This window comes from Burkholderia sp. FERM BP-3421 (assembly GCF_028657905.1).
GTDB lineage: Bacteria > Pseudomonadota > Gammaproteobacteria > Burkholderiales > Burkholderiaceae > Burkholderia.
In genome coordinates this window covers 2,199,255-2,218,625 of record NZ_CP117782.1, presented here as the reverse complement: position 1 = coordinate 2,218,625, position 19,371 = coordinate 2,199,255, and the positions used below count along the sequence as shown (strand labels likewise).

Below are 19,371 nucleotides of genomic sequence, written 5' to 3'. Positions count from 1 at the left end.
GATGGCGTTGCAAACAACGCATTTTCAGGGTTTATCCCGCTTTGCCGGCGCGCATCGAGGCGAGCGAGGGCCCTTGAAAAGTCGCATAATCGGCTCATATACCAGGCTCACGTGGCCTGCGTTCGCGATCCCGCCCGATGTGGGATACTCGATGCAGGCGTGACGGGCGAGGCAGTGTTCACCCGTCCGCGCATCACAGGGAAGCCGGCACCGCAGCCGGCTTCCCTGTGATGCGAGCAGGGCGCTCCCGCTGGTCGGGGAGCTGGGGAGGGCGCCGGCGCGAGTCGGTTAACGACAGGATTGCGGGCCTGTCCGAGTTGTTTAGAATGGGTGTATGGCGATTATCCCGGACAAGCAGGACAGCACCGTCCTGGAACGCAAGGAGCAGAAACTCAAGCCGCCTTCGATGTTTAAGGTGGTGCTCCTCAACGACGATTTCACGCCGATGGAGTTTGTCGTGATGGTCGTGCAGGAGTATTTCAAGAAGGATCGCGAAACAGCGACGCAGATTATGTTGAAAGTGCATCGCGAAGGGCGGGGGGTTTGTGGGGTCTATACGCGAGACATCGCGTCGACCAAGGTCGAGCAAGTCGTTACCCATGCGCGGCAGGCAGGGCATCCGCTGCAGTGCGTGATGGAGGAAGCATGATTGCCCAGGAATTGGAAGTCAGCCTGCATATGGCGTTCATGGAAGCGCGCCAGGCGCGGCATGAGTTCATTACGGTCGAACATCTTTTACTGGCCCTGCTGGACAACCCGACAGCAGCCGAGGTGTTGCGCGCGTGCGCGGCGAACATCGAGGACCTGCGTCAGAACCTGCGCAACTTCATCCACGACAATACGCCCACCGTGCCGGGCACCGACGACGTCGACACGCAGCCGACGCTCGGTTTCCAGCGCGTGATCCAGCGGGCGATCATGCACGTGCAGTCGACGTCCAACGGCAAGAAGGAAGTGACGGGCGCGAATGTGCTCGTCGCGATCTTCGGCGAGAAGGACTCGCACGCGGTCTACTACCTGCAGCAGCAGGGCGTGACGCGTCTCGACGTCGTCAACTTCATCTCGCACGGCATCGCGAAGACGAGCGGCGGCGAGGCCGCGAAGTCGAGCGACGCGAACGCCGAGGGCGAGGACGCGAACGCGCAGAAGGAAACGCCGCTGGCGCAGTTCACGCAGAACCTCAACCAGATGGCGAAGGACGGCCGCATCGATCCGCTGATCGGGCGCGAGTCCGAGGTCGAGCGCGTCGTGCAGGTGCTGTGCCGCCGCCGCAAGAATAATCCGCTGCTGGTTGGCGAGGCCGGGGTCGGCAAGACCGCGATCGCCGAAGGGCTCGCGTACCGCATCACGCGCGGCGAGGTGCCGGACATCCTCGCGAATGCGCAGGTCTATTCGCTCGACATGGGCGCGCTGCTCGCGGGCACCAAGTATCGCGGCGACTTCGAGCAGCGTCTGAAGACGGTGCTGAAGGAACTGAAGGAGCGTCCGCACGCGATCCTGTTCATCGACGAAATCCACACGCTGATCGGCGCGGGCGCCGCGTCGGGCGGCACGCTCGATGCATCCAACCTGCTCAAGCCGGCGCTGTCGTCGGGTACGCTCAAGTGCATCGGCGCGACCACCTTCACCGAATATCGCGGCATCTTCGAGAAGGATGCGGCGCTGTCGCGGCGCTTCCAGAAGGTCGACGTGACCGAGCCGTCCGTCGAGCAGACGGTGGCGATCCTGCGCGGCCTGAAGTCGCGCTTCGAGGAACACCACGGCGTCAAGTATTCGTCGGGCGCGCTGTCCGCCGCCGCCGAACTGTCGGCGCGCTTCATCACCGACCGTCATCTGCCGGACAAGGCGATCGACGTGATCGACGAGGCGGGCGCGGCGCAGCGGATCCTGCCGAAGTCGAAGCAGAAGAAGACGATCGGCAAGAGCGAGATCGAGGAAATCATCTCGAAGATCGCGCGCGTTCCGCCGCAAAGCGTGTCGCAGGACGACCGCAGCAAGCTGCAGACGCTCGACCGCGACCTGAAGAGCGTCGTGTTCGGCCAGGATCCGGCGATCGATGCGCTCGCCGCGTCGATCAAGATGGCGCGCGCGGGGCTCGGCAAGATGGACAAGCCGATCGGCGCGTTCCTGTTCTCCGGCCCGACGGGCGTCGGCAAGACCGAGGTGGCGCGGCAGCTCGCGTTCACGCTCGGCATCGAGCTGATCCGCTTCGACATGTCGGAGTACATGGAGCGTCACGCGGTGAGTCGCCTGATCGGCGCGCCGCCCGGCTACGTCGGTTTCGACCAGGGCGGGCTGCTGACCGAGGCGGTCACGAAGAAGCCGCATTGCGTGCTGCTGCTCGACGAGATCGAGAAGGCGCATCCGGATATCTACAACGTGCTGCTGCAGGTGATGGATCACGGCACGCTGACCGACAACAACGGCCGCAAGGCGGATTTCCGCAACGTCATCATCATCATGACGACGAACGCGGGCGCCGAATCGATGCAGAAGGCGACGATCGGCTTCACGACGCGCCGCGAGACGGGCGACGAGATGGCCGACATCAAGCGTCTGTTCACGCCGGAGTTCCGCAACCGCCTCGACTCGATCATCAGCTTCCGCTCGCTCGATGAGGAAATCATCATGCGCGTGGTCGACAAGTTCCTGATCCAGCTCGAGGAGCAGCTGCACGAGAAGAAGGTCGATGCGTTGTTCACCGATGCGCTGCGCAAGCATCTCGCCAAGCACGGCTTCGATCCGCTGATGGGCGCGCGGCCGATGCAGCGCCTGATCCAGGACACGATCCGGCGCGCGCTGGCCGACGAGCTGCTGTTCGGCAAGCTGCTGAACGGCGGGCACGTGACGGTCGATGTCGACGAGAGCGACAAGGTATCGCTGTCGTTCGACAAGGCCGCGACGCCGCCGAGCAAGTCCGAGGAAGCGGTCGAGCTTGAATAGCGGGCAGCGGTAACGCAGGATCCAACGGCGCGGGAGCTTCCCGCGCCGTTTGTTTTATTGACAGGATGTTCAGCAAGGACGCAGGGAGCAGGTCGTGACACAACAACAACGGACGTTCGACTCGATCGTCGAGCGCGAAAAAGGCCTGCGGCGCGGCCTCGGTTCGGGGCAGATGGCGATGATCGCGATCGGCGGCGCGATCGGTACGGGATTGTTTCTCGGCAGCGGGTTCGCGGTCGGGCTCGCCGGCCCGGGCGTGCTCGTGTCGTATGCGATCGGCGCGCTGATCGCGCTGCTGCTGATGGGCGCGCTCGCCGAGATGACGGTCGTCCATCCGACCGCCGGCTCGTTCGGCGCCTATGCCGAGCATTATGTCGGGCCGCTCGCGGGCTTCCTGGTCCGCTATGCGTACTGGTTCGCGGTGGTGTTCGCGATCGGCACCGAGATCAGCGCGATCGCGGTGTTCATGAAGTACTGGTTCCCCGACGTGCCCGGCTGGTACTGGGTGGTCGCATTCTCGGCGGTGCTGATCGCGGTGAACATGGCGAGCGTCACGCTGTACGGCGTGGTCGAGTACGCGTTCTCGCTGCTCAAGATCGCCGCCATCGTCGTGTTCATCGTGCTGGGCGCCTATCTGGTCTGGTCCGCGCCCGCCGGGTCCACGCTCGGCTTCGCGAACTACACCGCGCACGGCGGCTTCTTCCCGAAGGGCGGCTGGGGCGTCTGGGTGGCCGTGATCGTCGCGATCTTCAGCTACATGAGCATCGAAACCGTCGCGATCGCGGCGGGGGAGGCGCGCGATCCGCAGCGCGCGGTCACGCGCGCGTTCCGTTCGACGGTGCTGCGCCTCGTGCTGTTCTATCTGCTGACGCTGTCGCTGATGCTCGCGATCGTGCCCTGGACGCAGGCCGGCACCGACGAGAGCCCGTTCGTCAAGGTGATGGCCGCGACCCACGTGCCTTATGCGGCCGGCGTGATCAATTTCGTGGTGCTGGTGGCCGCGCTGTCGGCGATGAACAGCCAGCTGTACGTGACGAGCCGCATGATGTTCAGCTTGTCGCGCGCGGGCCTCGCGCCGGCCGTGTTCGGCCGGGTCAGGGCGAACGGCGTGCCGCTTGCCGCGCTGCTCGTGTCGACGAGCGGCGTCGCGGTGGCGACCGTGCTGGTCGCGCGCTATCCGGAGACCGCGTTCACGCTGATGATGGCGATCGCGATGTTCGGCGCGTTGTTCACCTGGCTGATGATCTTCGTCACGCACCTGTTCTTCCGGGCCCGCTATCGCGGCCCGGCGCCCGCGTTCCGGATGTGGCTGCATCCCGTGGGCAGCCTGCTCGGCGGCGCGCTCGTGGCGGCCATCCTGGCCACCACGGCGTTCACGCGCGAATTCGGCATGACCATGAGGGTCGGGGTGGCGTTCATCGTGCTGCTGACGCTCGCCTACCGATTCCACTACCGCGCGCGGCACATCCGCTGACGCGACGGCGGGCCTTGCCCGCGCCGCGCGACGCCTGCCGGCTTACTGGCGGCCGGTGCTGCCGAAGCCGCCCGCGCCGCGCTCGCTGTCGGCGAACGCATCGACGAGATTGAAGCTCGCCTGCACGACCGGCACGATCACGAGCTGCGCGAGACGGTCGAACGGGTTCAGCGTGAATTCGGTCTGGCCGCGATTCCAGGTCGAGATCATCAACTCGCCCTGGTAGTCGGAGTCGATCAGCCCGACCAGGTTGCCGAGCACGATCCCGTGCTTGTGGCCGAGGCCCGAGCGCGGCAGGATCAGCGCGGCGTAGCCCGGGTCGGCGACGTGGATCGCGAGGCCGGTGCGCACGAGCGCGGTGTCGCCCGGGTGCAGCACGAGCGGCGCGTCGAGGCACGCGCGCAGGTCGAGGCCGGCGCTGCCGGGCGTCCCGTAGGCGGGCAGGTAGTCGCGCATCCGCGCATCGAGGATCTTGAGGTCGAGTTTCATACGGCGTGAATCAGTGACGGAGTGACGAGTGAAACCGCGCGGCCGCGAGACGCGGCGGCGCGGTGGCGGGAATCAGATCAGGCGCGCGTCCGGCAGGCGCTTCGCGATTTCGCCGATCAGCGTGTGCGCGAGCGTCGTCTTGTCCGCGCGCGGCAGGCGCGTCGAGCCGCTTGCCTCGAACAGCACGACTTCATTGTCGTCGCGCCCGAACGTGAGCGGCCCGAGGTTGCCGATCAGCAGCGGCACGTTCTTGCGCACGCGCTTTTCCTCGCCATGCACGTCGAGGTCGCCGCTCTCCGCGGCGAAGCCGACGCAGAACGGTGGGTGCGGCATGGCCGCGACGGTGGCGAGGATGTCGGGGTTCTCGACGAAGGCGAGCGCCGGTGTCTTGCGATCGGCGGCCTTCTTGATCTTGTGCTCGGCGGGATGGGCGGCGCGCCAGTCGGCGACCGCGGCCACCGCGATGAAGACGTCCGCGTCGGTTACCGCGTTCAGGACGGCGTCGTGCATCTGCTGCGCGGTCTGCACGTCCTCGCGGGTGACGCCCCACGGCGTCGCCAGCGCGACCGGACCGGCCACCAGGTGCACGTCGGCGCCCGCCTGCTGCGCCGCGCGCGCAAGCGCGAAGCCCATCTTGCCGCTCGAGCGGTTGGTCAGGCCCCGCACCGGATCGAGCGGTTCGAAGGTCGGGCCGGCCGTGATCAGCACGCGCCGGTGCGCGAGCACCTTCGGCTGGAAATGCGTGACGATCGCTTCGTAGATCGCGTCCGGTTCGAGCATGCGGCCGTCGCCGACCTCGCCGCACGCCTGCGCGCCCGAATCGGGGCCGAGCACCGAGACGCCGTCCGCGCGCAGCTGCGCGACGTTGCGCTGGGTGGCGGGGTTCTGCCACATCTGCCGGTTCATCGCGGGCACGACCAGCAGCGGACAGTCGCGCGCGACGCACAGCGTCGACAGCAGGTCATCCGCGAAGCCGTGCGCGAGTTTCGCGAGGAAGTCGGTCGAGGCGGGGGCGATCACGATCGCGTCCGCTTCGCGCGACAGGTCGATGTGCGCCATGTTGTTGGCGATGCGCGGATCCCACTGGCTCGTGTAGACGGGCCGGCCGGACAGCGCCTGCATCGTGACGGGCGTGATGAACTGCGTGGCCGCGTCGGTCATCGCGACCTGGACGGTCGCGCCGGCCTTGGTGAGCAGGCGCGTAAGCTCGGCGATCTTGTAGCAGGCGATGCCGCCCGTCAGGCCGAGGACGAGGTGTTTTCCTGCGAGTTCTGCGTGTGCCAACTGAGGCCTCCGGAAGCACGTGGCGGCCGGCGCGCGGCGCCGGCCCTGCGCGCAGTGTAAGCGTTCAGCGCGTGCCGCGCACGCGGCGCAGCTCGTCGTAGACCAGCAGGATCGCGCCGATCGTGATCGCCGAATCGGCGAGGTTGAACGCGGGCCAGTGCCAGTTGCCGACGTGGAAGTCGAGGAAGTCGATCACGTGGCCGTACACGAGCCGGTCGATCACGTTGCCGAGCGCGCCGCCGAGGATCAGCGCCAGCGACGTGCTGAACAGGCGCTGCTGGCCGTGGCGCTTGAGCAGGTAGCAGATCACGAGCGTCGCGACGATGCCGAGCGCGGTGAACGCCCAGCGCTGCCAGCCGCCGGCGGTCGCGAGAAAGCCGAACGCGGCGCCGCGGTTGTAGATCAGCGTTAGGTTGAAGAACGGCGCGAGCGGATGCAGCACGCCGTACGCGAAGGTCTTCAGCACCGCGATCTTGGTCAGCTGGTCGAACAGGATCACGATCAGCGAAATGCCGAGCCACGGCGCGAGCGTCCCGCTCGACGATTTCGACAGGGTCTTGGCCATTAAGCGATGCTCCGGGTTTCGCCGTTTTCGAACAGGTTGGAGAAGCAGCGGCCGCACAGCGTCGGATGGTCGGCGTGGGCGCCGACGTCCGCGCGGTAGTGCCAGCAGCGCTCGCACTTCTGGTACTTCGACGCCGCGACGTCGACGCCTTCGTGCGCCTCGTCGTCGACGCGGACCACGGTCGCGGCCGAGGTGATCAGCACGAACTTGAGATCGTCGCCGAGGCTCGCGAGCGCGTCGTGGCGCGCGCCGCTCGCGTGCAGCGTCAGCTCCGCCTGCAGCGACGAGCCGATGCGGTTCTCGGTGCGGGCTTCCTCGAGCGCCTTCGTCACGTTGCCGCGCACCTCGCGCAGCAGCGTCCACTTGTCGATCAGCGCCTGCGCGCCGGCGATCTCCGGATACGCGTAGTAGGTCTCGGTGAAGATCGTCTCGGCGCCCGGCTGGAACACCTGCCACGCTTCCTCGGCCGTGAACGACAGGAACGGCGCGAGCACGCGCAGCAGGCCCTGCGTCACGTGATAGAGCGCGGTCTGCGCGGAGCGGCGCGCGACGGAGCCCGCGGCGCTCGTGTACAGGCGGTCCTTCAGCACGTCGAGGTAGAAGCCGCCGAGATCTTCCGAGCAGTAGGTCTGCAGCTTCGCGACCACCGGATGGAACTCGTACTTCTCGTAGTGAGCGAGCAGCTCGGTTTGCAGCTGCGCGGAGAACGCGATCGCGTAGCGGTCGATCTCGAGCCATTGCTCGGGCGGCACGGCGTGCTGCGCGTAGTCGAAGTCCGACAGGTTCGCGAGCAGGAAGCGCAGCGTGTTGCGGATCCGGCGATAGCCTTCCGTCACGCGCTTGAGGATTTCCTCGGAGATCGCCAGCTCGCCCGAGTAGTCGGTCGACGCGATCCACAGCCGGATGATTTCCGCGCCGAGGCGGTTCGCGACCTCGTGCGGGTCGATCCCGTTGCCGAGCGACTTGCTCATCTTGCGGCCTTCGCCGTCGACCGTGAAGCCGTGCGTGAGCAGGCCCTTGTACGGCGCGCGGCCGTCGAGCATCGAGGCCGTCAGCAGCGACGAGTGGAACCAGCCGCGGTGCTGGTCCGAGCCTTCGAGGTACAGGTCGGCCGGGAACTGCAGCTGGTCCTTGTGCGAGCCGCGCAGCACGTGCCAGTGGGTCGTGCCCGAGTCGAACCACACGTCGAGCGTGTCGCGGTTCTTTTCATACAGGTTGGCGTCGTCGCCGATCAGCTCGCGCGGATCGAGCGTCTGCCAGGCCTCGATCCCGTTTTGCTCGACGCGCTGCGCGACCGCTTCGAGCAGTTCGAGCGTGCGCGGATGCAGCTCGCCGGTTTCCTTGTGCACGAAGAACGCCATCGGCACGCCCCATTGGCGCTGGCGCGACAGCGTCCAGTCCGGCCGGTTCGCGATCATGCTGAAAAGGCGCTGCTTGCCCCACGACGGGTAGAATGCGGTCGCCTCGACGCCCTCGAGCGCGGTCTCGCGCAGCGTGCCCTTGCCGTCGTTCGGCTTGACGTCCATGCCGGCGAACCATTGCGAGGTCGCGCGGTAGATGATCGGGGACTTGTGGCGCCAGCAGTGCATGTAGCTGTGCGTGTACTTCTCGCTGCGCAGCAGCGTGCCGGCCGCGTCGAGCGCCTCGATCACCTTCGGGTTCGCATCCCAGATCGACAGCCCGCCGAACAGCGGCAGCGATTCGCCATAGCGGCCGTCGCCCATCACCGGGTTGATGATGTCGGAGTCGGTCATGCCGTGCGCCTTGCAGGACACGAAGTCCTCGACGCCGTACGCGGGCGACGAGTGGACCACGCCCGTGCCGGTGTCGGTCGTCACGTAGTCGCCGAGGTAGGCGGGCGCGGTGCGGCGGTAGCCCGGGTGGGCGCCCGCGAGCGGGTGGTGGAAGCGCAGGTTCGCGAGCGCCGCGCCCGGGGTCGTCGCGATCACTTCGCCCGTCAGGCCGAACTCCGTCAGGCACGCGGCGACGCGCTCCTCGGCCAGGATCAGCAGGCCGCGCGGGGTGTCGACGAGCGCGTAGACGATTTCCGGATGGAGGTTGAGCGCCTGGTTCGCGGGGATGGTCCACGGCGTGGTGGTCCAGATCACGATGCCGCCCTCGGCGCGCGGCAGCGCGGCGAGGCCGAACGCCTGCGCGGTCTTTTCCGGCTCGGCGAACGGGAACAGCACGTCGATCGTCGGATCGGTGCGGTCCTTGTACTCGACTTCCGCCTCGGCGAGCGCCGAGCCGCAATCGAAGCACCAGTTGACGGGCTTGAGCCCGCGATACACATAGCCTTTCTCGATGATCTTGCCGAGCGCGCGGATCTCGCCCGCCTCGTTGACGAAGTTCATCGTCTTGTACGGATTGCCCCAGTCGCCGAGCACGCCGAGCCGCTTGAAGCCGACCTTCTGCTTCTCGATCTGCTCGGTCGCGTAGGTGCGCGCCTTGCTCATCACCTCGGCGGCCGGCAGCGCCTTGCCGAACTGCTTCTCGATCTGGATCTCGATCGGCATGCCGTGGCAGTCCCAGCCCGGCACGTAGGGCGCGTCGAAGCCCGCCATGTTGCGCGACTTGACCACCATGTCCTTGAGGATCTTGTTGACCGCGTGGCCGAGGTGGATATCGCCGTTCGCATACGGCGGGCCGTCATGCAGGATGAACTTCGGGCGGCCCTGGCTGGCGGCGCGGATCTTGTCGTAGATCCCGCGCGCTTCCCAGTCCTTCACCCATTGCGGCTCGCGCTTCGGCAGGTCGCCGCGCATCGGGAACGGCGTGTCGAGCAGGTTGACCGGATACTTGGCCTGCGGTTTCGAATCGGCTTTCTTGTTGCTCATGATGAGATCGCTGTGAAATCGGGGGGACGCTCGCGCGTCGTGAATCGGGTCGCGGCGCCGGCACCGGGCGCGCGGAAGAGGGCACGCGCGGGGCGTGCCGCAAGATCAGCTAATTCGATCCGTGGCCGAGGTCGCGAAGCCGGTCGCGCGGCCGCCCGGCGCGTGGCCGTGCGCCGCGAAGTACGCGCGGGTGTCGGCGACGTCTTGCGCGATCGCGCGCGACAGCGTTTCGAGATCGTCGAATTTCGCCTCGTCGCGCAGCTTCTTCAGGAATTCGACGCGCACGAGTTTGCCATACGCGTCGCCGTGCCAGTCGAGCAGGTGGACCTCGAGCAGCACGCGGCCGGAATCGTCGACGGTCGGCCGCACGCCGAGGCTCGCGACGCCCGGCAGCGGCGCGGGCCCGAGGCCGTGCACCCGCACCACGAAGATGCCCGACAGCGCCGGGCGCTTGTGCGCGATCGGCAGGTTGAGCGTCGGAAAGCCGAGATCGCGGCCGAGCTTGAGCCCGTGCGCGACGTGCCCGCTGATCGCGTAGCCGTGGCCGAGCGCGCGCGCGGCCGCATCGAGGTCGCCCGCGGCCAGCGCCGCGCGCACGCCGGAGCTGGAGATGCGCGTGCCGCCCGGATCGGCGAGCGTCGCCATCTGCTCGACCTCGAAGCCGTGGCGCAGGCCCGCGGCCTTGAGCGACGCGAAATCGCCCGCGCGCTTCGCGCCGTAGCAGAAATCGTCGCCGACCATCATCCAGCGCGTGTGCAGGCCGTTGACGAGCGTGCGCTCGACGAACGCGTCGGGCGACTGGCTCGCGAACGTGTGATTGAAGTGTTCGACGACGACCCGGTCGACGCCGTGCTCGCGCAGCGCCTCGAGCTTGTCGCGCAGCATCGCGATGCGCGGCGGCGCGCCGGCCGGGTTGAAGAATTCACGCGGATGCGGCTCGAAGGTCATCACGCATACCGGCAGCCCGCGCGCGTCCGCCGCCGCGCGCACGCGCGCGAGCAGCGCCTGGTGGCCGCGATGGACACCGTCGAAGTTGCCGATCGTCAGCGCGCACGGGGCGCGGCTTTCGGCGTTGGGCAGGCCGCGGAAGACTTTCACGATAAGCGGGTGGCAGCGTGGGGATGACGCGGGCAAATGCCGCAAAGCAGAAGATTATAAACGCACGCGAGCCAGGGCGGCTCAGGACGGCGGGATCGGGGAGGGCGAATGGTAAAATCCGCGGATGAAAAAACTTGTCATCCTGATTTCCGGCCGCGGCAGCAACATGGAGGCCCTCGTCGACGCATGCGCGCGCGAACGCTGGCCCGCCCAGATCGCCGCCGTGATCGCCAACCGGCCCGACGCGGCCGGCCTGGCGTTCGCCGCGTCGCACGGCATCGCGACGGCGGTGGTCGACCACCGCGGCTTCGACAGCCGCGACAGCTTCGATGCGGCCCTCGCCGCCGAGATCGACCGCTTCGCCCCCGATCTGGTCGTGCTCGCGGGCTTCATGCGCATCCTGACGCCGGCCTTCGTCAAGCGATATGAGGGCCGGATGCTGAATATCCACCCGTCGCTGCTGCCGAGCTTCAAGGGCATCCACACGCATCAGCAGGCGCTCGACGCCGGCGTCGCGCTGCATGGCGCGACCGTGCATTTCGTGATTCCGGAGCTGGACAGCGGCGCGATCGTCGCGCAGGCGGCGCTGCCGGTGCGCGCGGGCGACGACGCGCAGGCGCTGGCCGCTCGCGTGCTGGCGGCCGAGCACGTGCTGTATCCGCGCGCGGTGCGCTGGTTCGTCGACGGGCGGCTGCGCCTGGAGGGCGGCCGGGCGGTCGTCGCGCCGCACGAGGCGCGCTGGTATTTCACGGACGACGCAAACACGACAACGAATCCGACGGGTGAGGGTGTATGAAGAAGTTGCATGGTTTTCTGATTGGTCAGACTGAGACGCTGCTCGCCGAAGTCCTGAAATTCACCGGCCCTGCCGACGCGACCACGAGCCGCTTTTTCCGCGCGCATCCGAAGCTCGGCCACGCCGAGCGCGGCGTGATCGCCGAGGCGGTGTTCGCGGTGCTGCGCCGGAAGATGGAGTACGGCCACCTCGCCGAGAGCGGCTCCGGCAACCCGGCGCGGCGCCTCGCGCTGCTCGGCCTGATGCAGACGGCCGGCCGTTCGGCGCTGCGTCCGCACGTGTCGGACGCCGAGTGGGCGTGGCTCGACCACGTGTCGAAGATCGATCCGGCGAGCCTGCCGCTGCGCGTGCGCACCAACCTGCCCGACTGGATCCACCAGGCGCTCGCGCAGCGCCTCGACGCGGAGGAACTGGCGCAGCTGGCCGCCGCCGTCAACTATCCGGCGCCGCTCGACCTGCGCGCGAACACGCTCAAGGCCAGCCGCGAGCAGGTGCTCGAGGGGCTGCAGGCGGTCGGCATCGACGCGGGCGAGACGCCGTTCGCGCCGGCCGGGGTGCGGGTGGCGGGCAAGCCCGCGCTGACCAAGCTCGAATTGTTCCAGGATGGGCTGATCGAGGTGCAGGATGAGGGCAGCCAACTGCTGTGCTCGCTCGTCGCGCCGCGTCGCGGCGAGATGGTGGTCGACTTCTGCGCGGGCGCGGGCGGCAAGACGCTCGCGCTCGGCGCGATGATGCGCTCGACGGGCCGGCTGTACGCGTTCGACGTGTCCGAGAAGCGGCTCGCGAAACTGAAGCCGCGCCTCGCGCGCAGCGGGCTGTCGAACGTGAACCCGGTGCTGATCGACAGCGAGCACGACGCGAAGATCAAGCGGCTTGCGGGCAAGATCGACCGCGTGCTGGTCGATGCGCCGTGCAGCGGCCTCGGCACGCTGCGCCGCAATCCGGACCTGAAGTGGCGCCAGACCAGCGCCTCGGTCGCCGAACTGGCGCCGAAGCAGGCGTCGATCCTCGCGAGCGCCGCGCGCCTCGTGAAGAAGGGCGGCCGGCTCGTCTACGCGACCTGCAGCCTGCTCGACGCGGAGAACGAGGCGATCGTCACGGCCTTCCTCGCCGACCATCCCGACTTCACGCTGGTGCCGGCGCGCGACGTGCTCGCCGAGCAACGCATCGAACTCGAGATGGGCGACTACCTGTCGCTGTGGCCGCACCGCCATGCGACCGACGGCTTCTTCGCGGCGGTCCTCGAACGACGCGCGGCAGGCGCGGAAAGCGGCGCATGATGCCGAACCGCTTGCTGTCGCGGCGGCTCGAGAACGTCATCCATGACTTCGGCCAGCCGGTGATGCTATGGCAGGCCGCGGCGCTGCTCGGCGCGCTGGCCGTCGCCTGGCTGCTCGCGCGCTATCTGCGCGGGCGGCTCGACGCGCGCCGCGCCGCGGCCGGCCGGCCGGCGGGCGCGGGCGCGCAGAGCCTGAACCGCGCGCTGTTCCCGCTGTTCGGCGGGCTGCTCGCGTGGCTCGTGCAGGCCGCGCTCGACGACTTCATCTCGACCTCGCTCCTGCAGCTCGCGCTGGTGCCGCTGTTCGGCATCGGCCTGATCTACATCCTGTTCTTCGTCGCGCGGCGCGTGTTCGCGCGCGACGGCCACACGAGCGCGTGGCTGTCGATCGTCGAGCGGATCGTCTCGACGATCGTCTGGATCGGCATGGTGCTGACCGTGCTCGGCATTCAGCGCGACGTGGTCGCGTGGCTCGACAGCGTGCAGTTCCGCGTCGCCAACGCGCACCTCACGCTGCTGTCGCTCGTGTCCGGCGTGCTGTGGGTGTGCCTGACGCTGATCGTCGCGATGTGGCTCGGCTCGGTGCTGGACGAGCGGCTGATGCGCGCGCGCACGCTCGATGCGAATCTCAAGGTCGTGCTGTCACGGATCGGACGCGCGCTGCTGATCGTCGCGGCGGTGCTGGTCGGCCTGTCGCTCGTCGGCATCGACGTGACGGTGCTCGGCGTGTTCGGTGGCGCGCTCGGCGTGGGGCTCGGCTTCGGCTTGCAGAAGATCGCGAGCAACTACGTGTCCGGCTTCATCATCCTGCTCGACCGTTCGCTGCGGCTCGGCGACGCGATCAACGTCGGCGGCCTGCAGGGCGTCGTGACGCAGATCCGCACCCGCTACACGGTGGTGCGGGGCCTCGACGGCAACGAGACGCTGATCCCGAACGAGAAGCTCATCACCGACGTGGTGCAGAATCAGTCGTCGTACCTGACGCGCGGCTACGCGAAGGTCGCCGTGCAGGTGGCCTACACGACCGACGTCGAGTTCGCGATGACGCTCCTCGCCGAGGCGGCGAAGGGCGTCGACCGGGTGCTCGAGGAACCCGCGCCCACGTCTTATCTGGTCGGTTTCGGCGCGGACGGCATCGATCTCGAGCTGGGGTTTTGGATTGCCGACTCGGCGAAGGGCACCTCGGGTGTGCGCTCGTCCGTCAACCGCAATCTCTGGCGACTGTTTGCCGCACATGGCGTGTCGATTCCGTTCCCGCAGCGCGAGGTGCGCGTGATCGGGCTGCCCGAGGGTTTCGCGCCGCAGGCCGCCGGGCCGGGGCGGGAGGGCGGCGGCGCACGCGCCGCGGATGTCGCGAAACTGGACTGAAATGCGATCGCAGTCCCGGATTGGACCGCGGATCGCATTGCGTTGCGGCAAGAAATATTCATTTTTTACAAAGACTTGGAACGGATGCAGTAAAATTTCGTCTTAACTCGCTGCATGCTTTCATTTTCTTGACGCAGGCGGTTTCGCCCGTCGTCGTTACTTGCACAGGTACCTAGCCTTGTTGAATTCCCTGCTCGATTTCCTCGCCAACGGGTTGTTGCGCTTCACGTGGTGGCAGATCGTGTTGTTCACGCTGGCCGTCACGCACGTCACGATCATCGGCGTCACCGTCTACCTGCACCGTTGCCAGGCGCACCGCGCGCTCGACCTGCATCCGGTCGTCAGCCACTTCTTCCGGCTGTGGCTGTGGACGACCACGGGCATGCTGACCGGCCAATGGGCGGCGATCCATCGCAAGCACCACGCGAAGTGCGAGACCGAAGAGGATCCGCACAGCCCGCAGACGCGCGGCATCTGGAAGGTGCTGCTCGAAGGCGCCGAGCTGTACCGCGCGGAAGCGAAGAACGAAGAGACGATGCGCAAGTTCAGCCACGGCACGCCGAACGACTGGCTTGAGCGGAACGTCTACTCGAAGTATCCGATCCTCGGCGTGAGCCTGATGATGGTGATCGACGTCGCGCTGTTCGGCCTCGTCGGCCTGACCGTGTGGGCGGTGCAGATGGTGTGGATCCCGTTCTGGGCCGCGGGTGTCGTCAACGGCCTCGCGCACTACTGGGGCTATCGCAACTTCAACGCGGCGGATGCGAGCACCAACATCTTCCCGTGGGGCATCGTGATCGGCGGAGAGGAACTGCACAACAACCACCATACGTTCGCGACCTCGGCGAAGCTGTCGAACAAGTGGTATGAGTTCGACATCGGCTGGATGTACATCCGCATCCTGTCGGCGTTCCGTCTCGCGAAGGTGAAGAAGATTGCGCCGACGCCGCGTCTCGCCGCGCGCAAGGCCGTGCTCGACCAGGAAACCCTGCAGGCCGTGCTGTCGAACCGCTACGAAGTGATGGCGCGTTACGGCAAGGCCGTGAAGCGTGCGTATCGCCAGGAGCTGGCGCATCTGAAGGAACTGGGCTCGCGCGAGAAGTACCAGCTGATGCGCGGCGCGCGCTCGTGGTTCCACAAGGAAGAAAACGGCCTCAACGAACCGCAGAAGCGCATGCTGCCGGAGATCTTCGCGAACAGCCAGAAGCTTCATACGTATTTCCAGCTTCGCCAGGATCTCGCTTCGATGTGGGATCGCTCGAACGCGTCGCGTGAACAATTGCTGGCTCAATTGCAAGATTGGTGTCACCGCGCAGAGCAAAGCGGCATCAAGGCTTTGCAGGAATTCGCGACACGTTTGCGCCGCTACGCATAAACCGAAATCGATTAGAATTTCGGCACGTCAACAAACCCCGCGCTGGCGGGGTTTTTTATTTTTGGCCCGCCGTCCGGCAGGCAGAACGCGGCGGCTGATCAGCAGGACCGAGGAGATCATCAATATGGAAGCGACGATCAAACCCGTCGAGTATGACCGGCCGCTCTCGACAGGTACTGTATGCGGGGTCGGACAAGCGTGGGCGAAGGTGCCCGACGCGCCGTCCGCGCCCGAACGAGAGGCGTTGAAGGCGCGCATCAAGGCCTTGCTCAAGCGCGAGCGCGCCGTGCTCGTGGCCCACTACTATGTCGATCCCGATTTGCAGGAATTGGCTGACGAAACCGGCGGCTGCGTGGCCGATTCGCTTGAAATGGCGCGTTTCGGCCGCGACCATGACGCCCAGACGCTGATCGTCGCGGGCGTGCGCTTCATGGGCGAGACCGCGAAGATCCTGAGCCCCGGCAAGCGCATCCTGATGCCCGATCTCGACGCGACCTGCTCGCTCGACCTCGGCTGCCCGGTCGACGAGTTCTCGGCGTTCTGCGACGCGCATCCGGACCGCACGGTGGTGGTCTATGCGAACACCAGCGCGGCCGTGAAGGCGCGCGCGGACTGGATGGTCACGTCGTCGATCGGTCTCGAGATCGTCGCCGACCTGCATGCGCGCGGCGAGAAGATCATCTGGGCGCCGGACCGTCACCTGGGCGGCTACATCCAGAAGAAGACGGGCGCCGACATGTTGCTGTGGCAGGGCTCGTGCCTCGTGCACGACGAATTCAAGGGCATCGAGCTGGATCTGCTGCGCGCCGAGCACCCGCACGCGAAGGTGCTGGTCCATCCGGAGTCGCCCGAGAACGTGGTCGCGCTGGCCGACGTGGTCGGCTCGACGACGCAGCTGATCGACGCGGCCGTGAAGCTCGACGCGTCGCATTTCATCGTCGCGACGGATCTCGGGATCCTGCACAAGATGCGCCTCGCGGCGCCGGGCAAGACCTTCATCGAAGCGCCGACGGCCGGCAACAGCGCGACCTGCAAGAGCTGCGCGCATTGTCCGTGGATGGCGATGAACGGCCTCCTGAATCTCGCCGACGTACTGGAGCGCGGACACAACGAAATCCTCGTCGACCCCGCTTTGGGCTTGCGCGCACGCGTGCCGATCGACCGCATGCTCGACTTCGCGGCGCGTCACAAGCGGCGGGTGCAGGCGAGCGGCGACCTGCAGCGCGATACGCAATTGTTTTCCAACGTGGGGGCGGCATGAAGGACGCGATTTCTCCGCTGTACGCGGACATCACGCGCCAGTACGGCGCGGCATTCGAGGCGGCGCTCGCGCGCAACGTGGCCGATGCGCTCGCGGAAGACGTCGGCGACGGCGATCGGACCGGCTTGCTCGTGCCCGCGGATGAGGTCCGCCATGCACGCATCATCGTCCGCGAGGACGCGGTGCTGTGCGGCGTGCCATGGTTCGCGGCGGTGATGCGCTCGGTCGATCCGCGTATCGAGGTGACCTGGCATTACCGCGAAGGGGACTGGATGGCTTCCGGCTCCGCCGTGTGCGAGCTGCATGGCCCGGCGCGCTCGCTGCTCACCGCCGAACGCAACGGCCTCAATTTCCTGCAGCTGCTGTCGGGTGTGTCGAGCGCGACGCGCCGCTATGTCGACCGGATCGCCGGCACCCGCGCGCGCGTCCTCGATACCCGCAAGACCCTGCCGGGCCTGCGGCTCGCGCAGAAGTACGCGGTCCGTGTGGGCGGCGGCGCGAACCAGCGCCTCGCGCTCTACGACGGCATTCTGATCAAGGAAAACCACATCGCGGCGGCGGGCGGGGTCGGTGAAGCGCTCGACGCGGCGTTCGCGCTGCATGCGGGCGTGCCGGTGCAGGTCGAGGTGGAGACGCTCGAACAACTCGAGACGGCGCTCGCGCATCGCGCGGAGGCGGTGCTGCTCGATAATTTCACGCTCGACATGATGCGCGATGCGGTGCGCATCGCCGGCGGGCGCGCGGTGCTCGAAGTGTCGGGCGGCGTCAACTTCGATTCGGTGCGCGCGATCGCGGAGACGGGCGTCGACCGGATCTCGATCGGCGTGTTGACGAAGGATCTGCGCGCGACCGATTTCTCGATGCGGATCGTCGACTGAGACGCTTCGCGCGCGCCGGCGCAAGGGCCGGACGATGCGCGCGAAGCGAAGAAAAAGCCGCCGGGCGCGTCGCGTCCCGGCGGCTTTGTCGTTCGTGGGCGCGCTCGGCGTCAGCGCCGCGCGGCGCTGCGTGGCGAGAGCACGGTCGGCAGCGCCTTCGGCAAAGGCTGCGGCCAGTCGCGGCTGAAATGCAGGCCGCGGCTTTCGTGGCGGGCTTGCGCGCCGTCGACGATCAGTGACGCCACGTCGACGAGATTGCGCAGTTCCAGCAGGTCGCGGCTCACGCGGAAGTGCGCGTAGTACTCGTGGATCTCGTCGCGCAGCAGCGTGAGGCGATGCCGCGCGCGTTCGAGGCGCTTGTCGGTGCGCACGATGCCCACGTAGTTCCACATCAGCCGGCGCAGTTCGTCCCAGTTGTGGGCGACCACCACTTCCTCGTCCGGGTCGGACACGCGGCTCTCGTCCCACGCGGGAAGCGGGCCGTGCGTCGCGGACGCATAGCCGGCCTGCTCGATCGCTTCGGCGGCCGCGCGGCCGATCACGAGGCATTCGAGCAGCGAATTGCTCGCGAGGCGGTTCGCGCCGTGCAGCCCGGTGCAGGCGGTTTCGCCGACCGCGTACAGGCCCGCGAGATCGGTGCGGCCCGCGAGGTCGGTCACGACGCCGCCGCATGTGTAGTGCGCGGCGGGCACGACCGGGATCGGCTCCTTCGCGATGTCGATGCCGAATTCGAGGCAGCGGCCGTGAATCATCGGGAAGTGTTCGCGCAGGAACGCCTCCGGCTGATGGCTGATGTCGAGGTACACGCAGTCGATGCCGCGCTTCTTGATCTCGAAGTCGATTGCGCGCGCGACGATGTCGCGCGGCGCCAGTTCCGCGCGCTCGTCGTGCTCGGGCATGAAGCGGGTGCCGTCCGGCAGCTTCAGGAGCCCGCCTTCGCCGCGCACCGCCTCGGTGATCAGAAACGACTTCGCGTACGGGTGGAACAGGCAGGTCGGATGGAACTGGATGAATTCCATGTTCGCGACCCGGCAGCCCGCGCGCCATGCCATCGCGATGCCGTCGCCGGTCGCGGTGTCGGGATTCGTCGTGTACAGGTACACCTTGCCCGCGCCGCCCGTCGCGAGCACCGTGTGCGGCGCCTCGATGGTCACCGTGCGGCCGCTGTTCACGTCGAGCGCATACAGGCCGAGGCAGCGGTGGCCGGGCAGGCCGAGCCGATCCGACGTGATCAGGTCGATCGCGTGGTGATCCTCGAGGAAGGTGATGTTCGGATGGCGGCGCGCGCGCTCGCTCAGCGTCGCGAGCACCGCGTGCCCGGTGGCGTCGGCCGCGTGAATGATGCGCCGATGGCTGTGACCGCCCTCGCGGGTCAGGTGGAAGCCGAGTTCGGCCGCGTCGTCGCGCGTGAACGGCACGTCCTGCGAGATCAGCCACTCGATCGCGGCGCGCCCGTGCTCGACGATGAAGCGCGTGGCGGCTTCGTCGCACAGGCCGCCGCCCGCGACGAGCGTATCCCGCACGTGGTTTTCGATGCTGTCCGCCGAATCGAGCACCGCGGCGATGCCGCCTTGCGCGTGATCGCTGGCGCCCTCCATGATCGAGCGCTTCGCGATCAGCGCGACGCGTCGTGTTTCAGCCAGGTTCAATGCGACCGACAGTCCCGCCAAGCCACTGCCTACGATCGCTACATCGAAGTCCATGCCTTATCTCCGTCGTTGTAC

At 67.5% G+C, this 19,371-nt stretch carries 15 protein-coding genes; 9 read left to right on the top strand and 6 right to left on the bottom strand.

Translation table 11 applies throughout. From position 1 onward, the window contains the following. Positions 1–334 precede the first annotated feature (334 nt). The 3 genes from clpS (at position 335) to Bsp3421_RS25975 (ending at position 4,417) form a co-directional block, all read left to right on the top strand. A complete protein-coding gene (gene clpS / locus Bsp3421_RS25985; protein WP_252981867.1) occupies positions 335–649 on the top strand; it encodes an ATP-dependent Clp protease adapter ClpS in 315 nt (104 codons plus the stop codon). Further along, positions 646–2,943, top strand: a complete 2,298-nt coding sequence (gene clpA / locus Bsp3421_RS25980; protein ID WP_273998781.1) for an ATP-dependent Clp protease ATP-binding subunit ClpA — start codon at positions 646–648, stop codon at positions 2,941–2,943. Before clpS ends, clpA begins: the two co-directional genes overlap by 4 nt. Before the next feature lie 94 nt (positions 2,944–3,037). Next, positions 3,038–4,417 carry an amino acid permease gene (locus Bsp3421_RS25975; RefSeq protein ID WP_273998780.1) on the top strand — a complete coding sequence of 460 codons (1,380 nt, stop codon included), beginning with the start codon at positions 3,038–3,040 and terminating at the stop codon, positions 4,415–4,417. Between the two features lie 42 nt (positions 4,418–4,459). Here Bsp3421_RS25975 and dut read toward each other — a convergent pair whose 3' ends face one another. The 5 genes from dut to Bsp3421_RS25950 form a co-directional block, all read right to left on the bottom strand. Next, the gene (dut, locus tag Bsp3421_RS25970; protein WP_273998779.1) at positions 4,460–4,906 is read right to left on the bottom strand and encodes a dUTP diphosphatase; all 447 of its coding nucleotides are present in this window, start codon (positions 4,904–4,906) and stop codon (positions 4,460–4,462) included. 72 nt (positions 4,907–4,978) lie between these two features. After that, positions 4,979–6,190, bottom strand: a complete 1,212-nt coding sequence (gene coaBC / locus Bsp3421_RS25965; RefSeq protein WP_273998778.1) for a bifunctional phosphopantothenoylcysteine decarboxylase/phosphopantothenate--cysteine ligase CoaBC — start codon at positions 6,188–6,190, stop codon at positions 4,979–4,981. A gap of 64 nt (positions 6,191–6,254) precedes the next feature. Continuing rightward, the gene (gene lspA / locus Bsp3421_RS25960; protein WP_273998776.1) at positions 6,255–6,755 is read right to left on the bottom strand and encodes a signal peptidase II; all 501 of its coding nucleotides are present in this window, start codon (positions 6,753–6,755) and stop codon (positions 6,255–6,257) included. Further along, positions 6,755–9,592: an isoleucine--tRNA ligase gene (gene ileS / locus Bsp3421_RS25955; RefSeq protein WP_273998775.1), complete on the bottom strand. Its 2,838-nt coding sequence runs from the start codon at positions 9,590–9,592 to the stop codon at positions 6,755–6,757. Before ileS ends, lspA begins: the two co-directional genes overlap by 1 nt. Before the next feature lie 105 nt (positions 9,593–9,697). Then, positions 9,698–10,690 carry a bifunctional riboflavin kinase/FAD synthetase gene (locus Bsp3421_RS25950; RefSeq protein WP_273998773.1) on the bottom strand — a complete coding sequence of 331 codons (993 nt, stop codon included), beginning with the start codon at positions 10,688–10,690 and terminating at the stop codon, positions 9,698–9,700. 124 nt (positions 10,691–10,814) lie between these two features. On the opposite strand from Bsp3421_RS25950, the gene purN reads away from it, so the two are divergent. The 6 genes from purN (at position 10,815) to nadC (ending at position 17,647) form a co-directional block, all read left to right on the top strand. After that, the gene (gene purN, locus Bsp3421_RS25945; RefSeq protein WP_273998771.1) at positions 10,815–11,486 is read left to right on the top strand and encodes a phosphoribosylglycinamide formyltransferase; all 672 of its coding nucleotides are present in this window, start codon (positions 10,815–10,817) and stop codon (positions 11,484–11,486) included. Then, positions 11,483–12,766 carry an RsmB/NOP family class I SAM-dependent RNA methyltransferase gene (locus Bsp3421_RS25940; protein ID WP_273998769.1) on the top strand — a complete coding sequence of 428 codons (1,284 nt, stop codon included), beginning with the start codon at positions 11,483–11,485 and terminating at the stop codon, positions 12,764–12,766. The genes purN and Bsp3421_RS25940 overlap by 4 nt, the downstream gene beginning before the upstream one ends. Continuing rightward, positions 12,763–14,133: a mechanosensitive ion channel family protein gene (locus Bsp3421_RS25935; protein WP_273998767.1), complete on the top strand. Its 1,371-nt coding sequence runs from the start codon at positions 12,763–12,765 to the stop codon at positions 14,131–14,133. The genes Bsp3421_RS25940 and Bsp3421_RS25935 overlap by 4 nt, the downstream gene beginning before the upstream one ends. 178 nt (positions 14,134–14,311) lie before the next feature. Then, a complete protein-coding gene (locus Bsp3421_RS25930; protein ID WP_273998766.1) occupies positions 14,312–15,508 on the top strand; it encodes a DesA family fatty acid desaturase in 1,197 nt (398 codons plus the stop codon). Positions 15,509–15,632: 124 nt separating this feature from the next. Next, on the top strand, positions 15,633–16,769 hold the full coding sequence (gene nadA, locus Bsp3421_RS25925) for a quinolinate synthase NadA (protein WP_273998764.1): 1,137 nt from the start codon (positions 15,633–15,635) through the stop codon (positions 16,767–16,769). Then, positions 16,766–17,647: a carboxylating nicotinate-nucleotide diphosphorylase gene (gene nadC / locus Bsp3421_RS25920; protein ID WP_273998761.1), complete on the top strand. Its 882-nt coding sequence runs from the start codon at positions 16,766–16,768 to the stop codon at positions 17,645–17,647. Before nadA ends, nadC begins: the two co-directional genes overlap by 4 nt. Before the next feature lie 110 nt (positions 17,648–17,757). On the opposite strand, the gene nadB is transcribed toward nadC, so the two are convergent. Then, positions 17,758–19,350, bottom strand: a complete 1,593-nt coding sequence (gene nadB / locus Bsp3421_RS25915) for an L-aspartate oxidase (protein WP_273998759.1) — start codon at positions 19,348–19,350, stop codon at positions 17,758–17,760. Between the last annotated feature and the right edge of the window lie 21 nt (positions 19,351–19,371).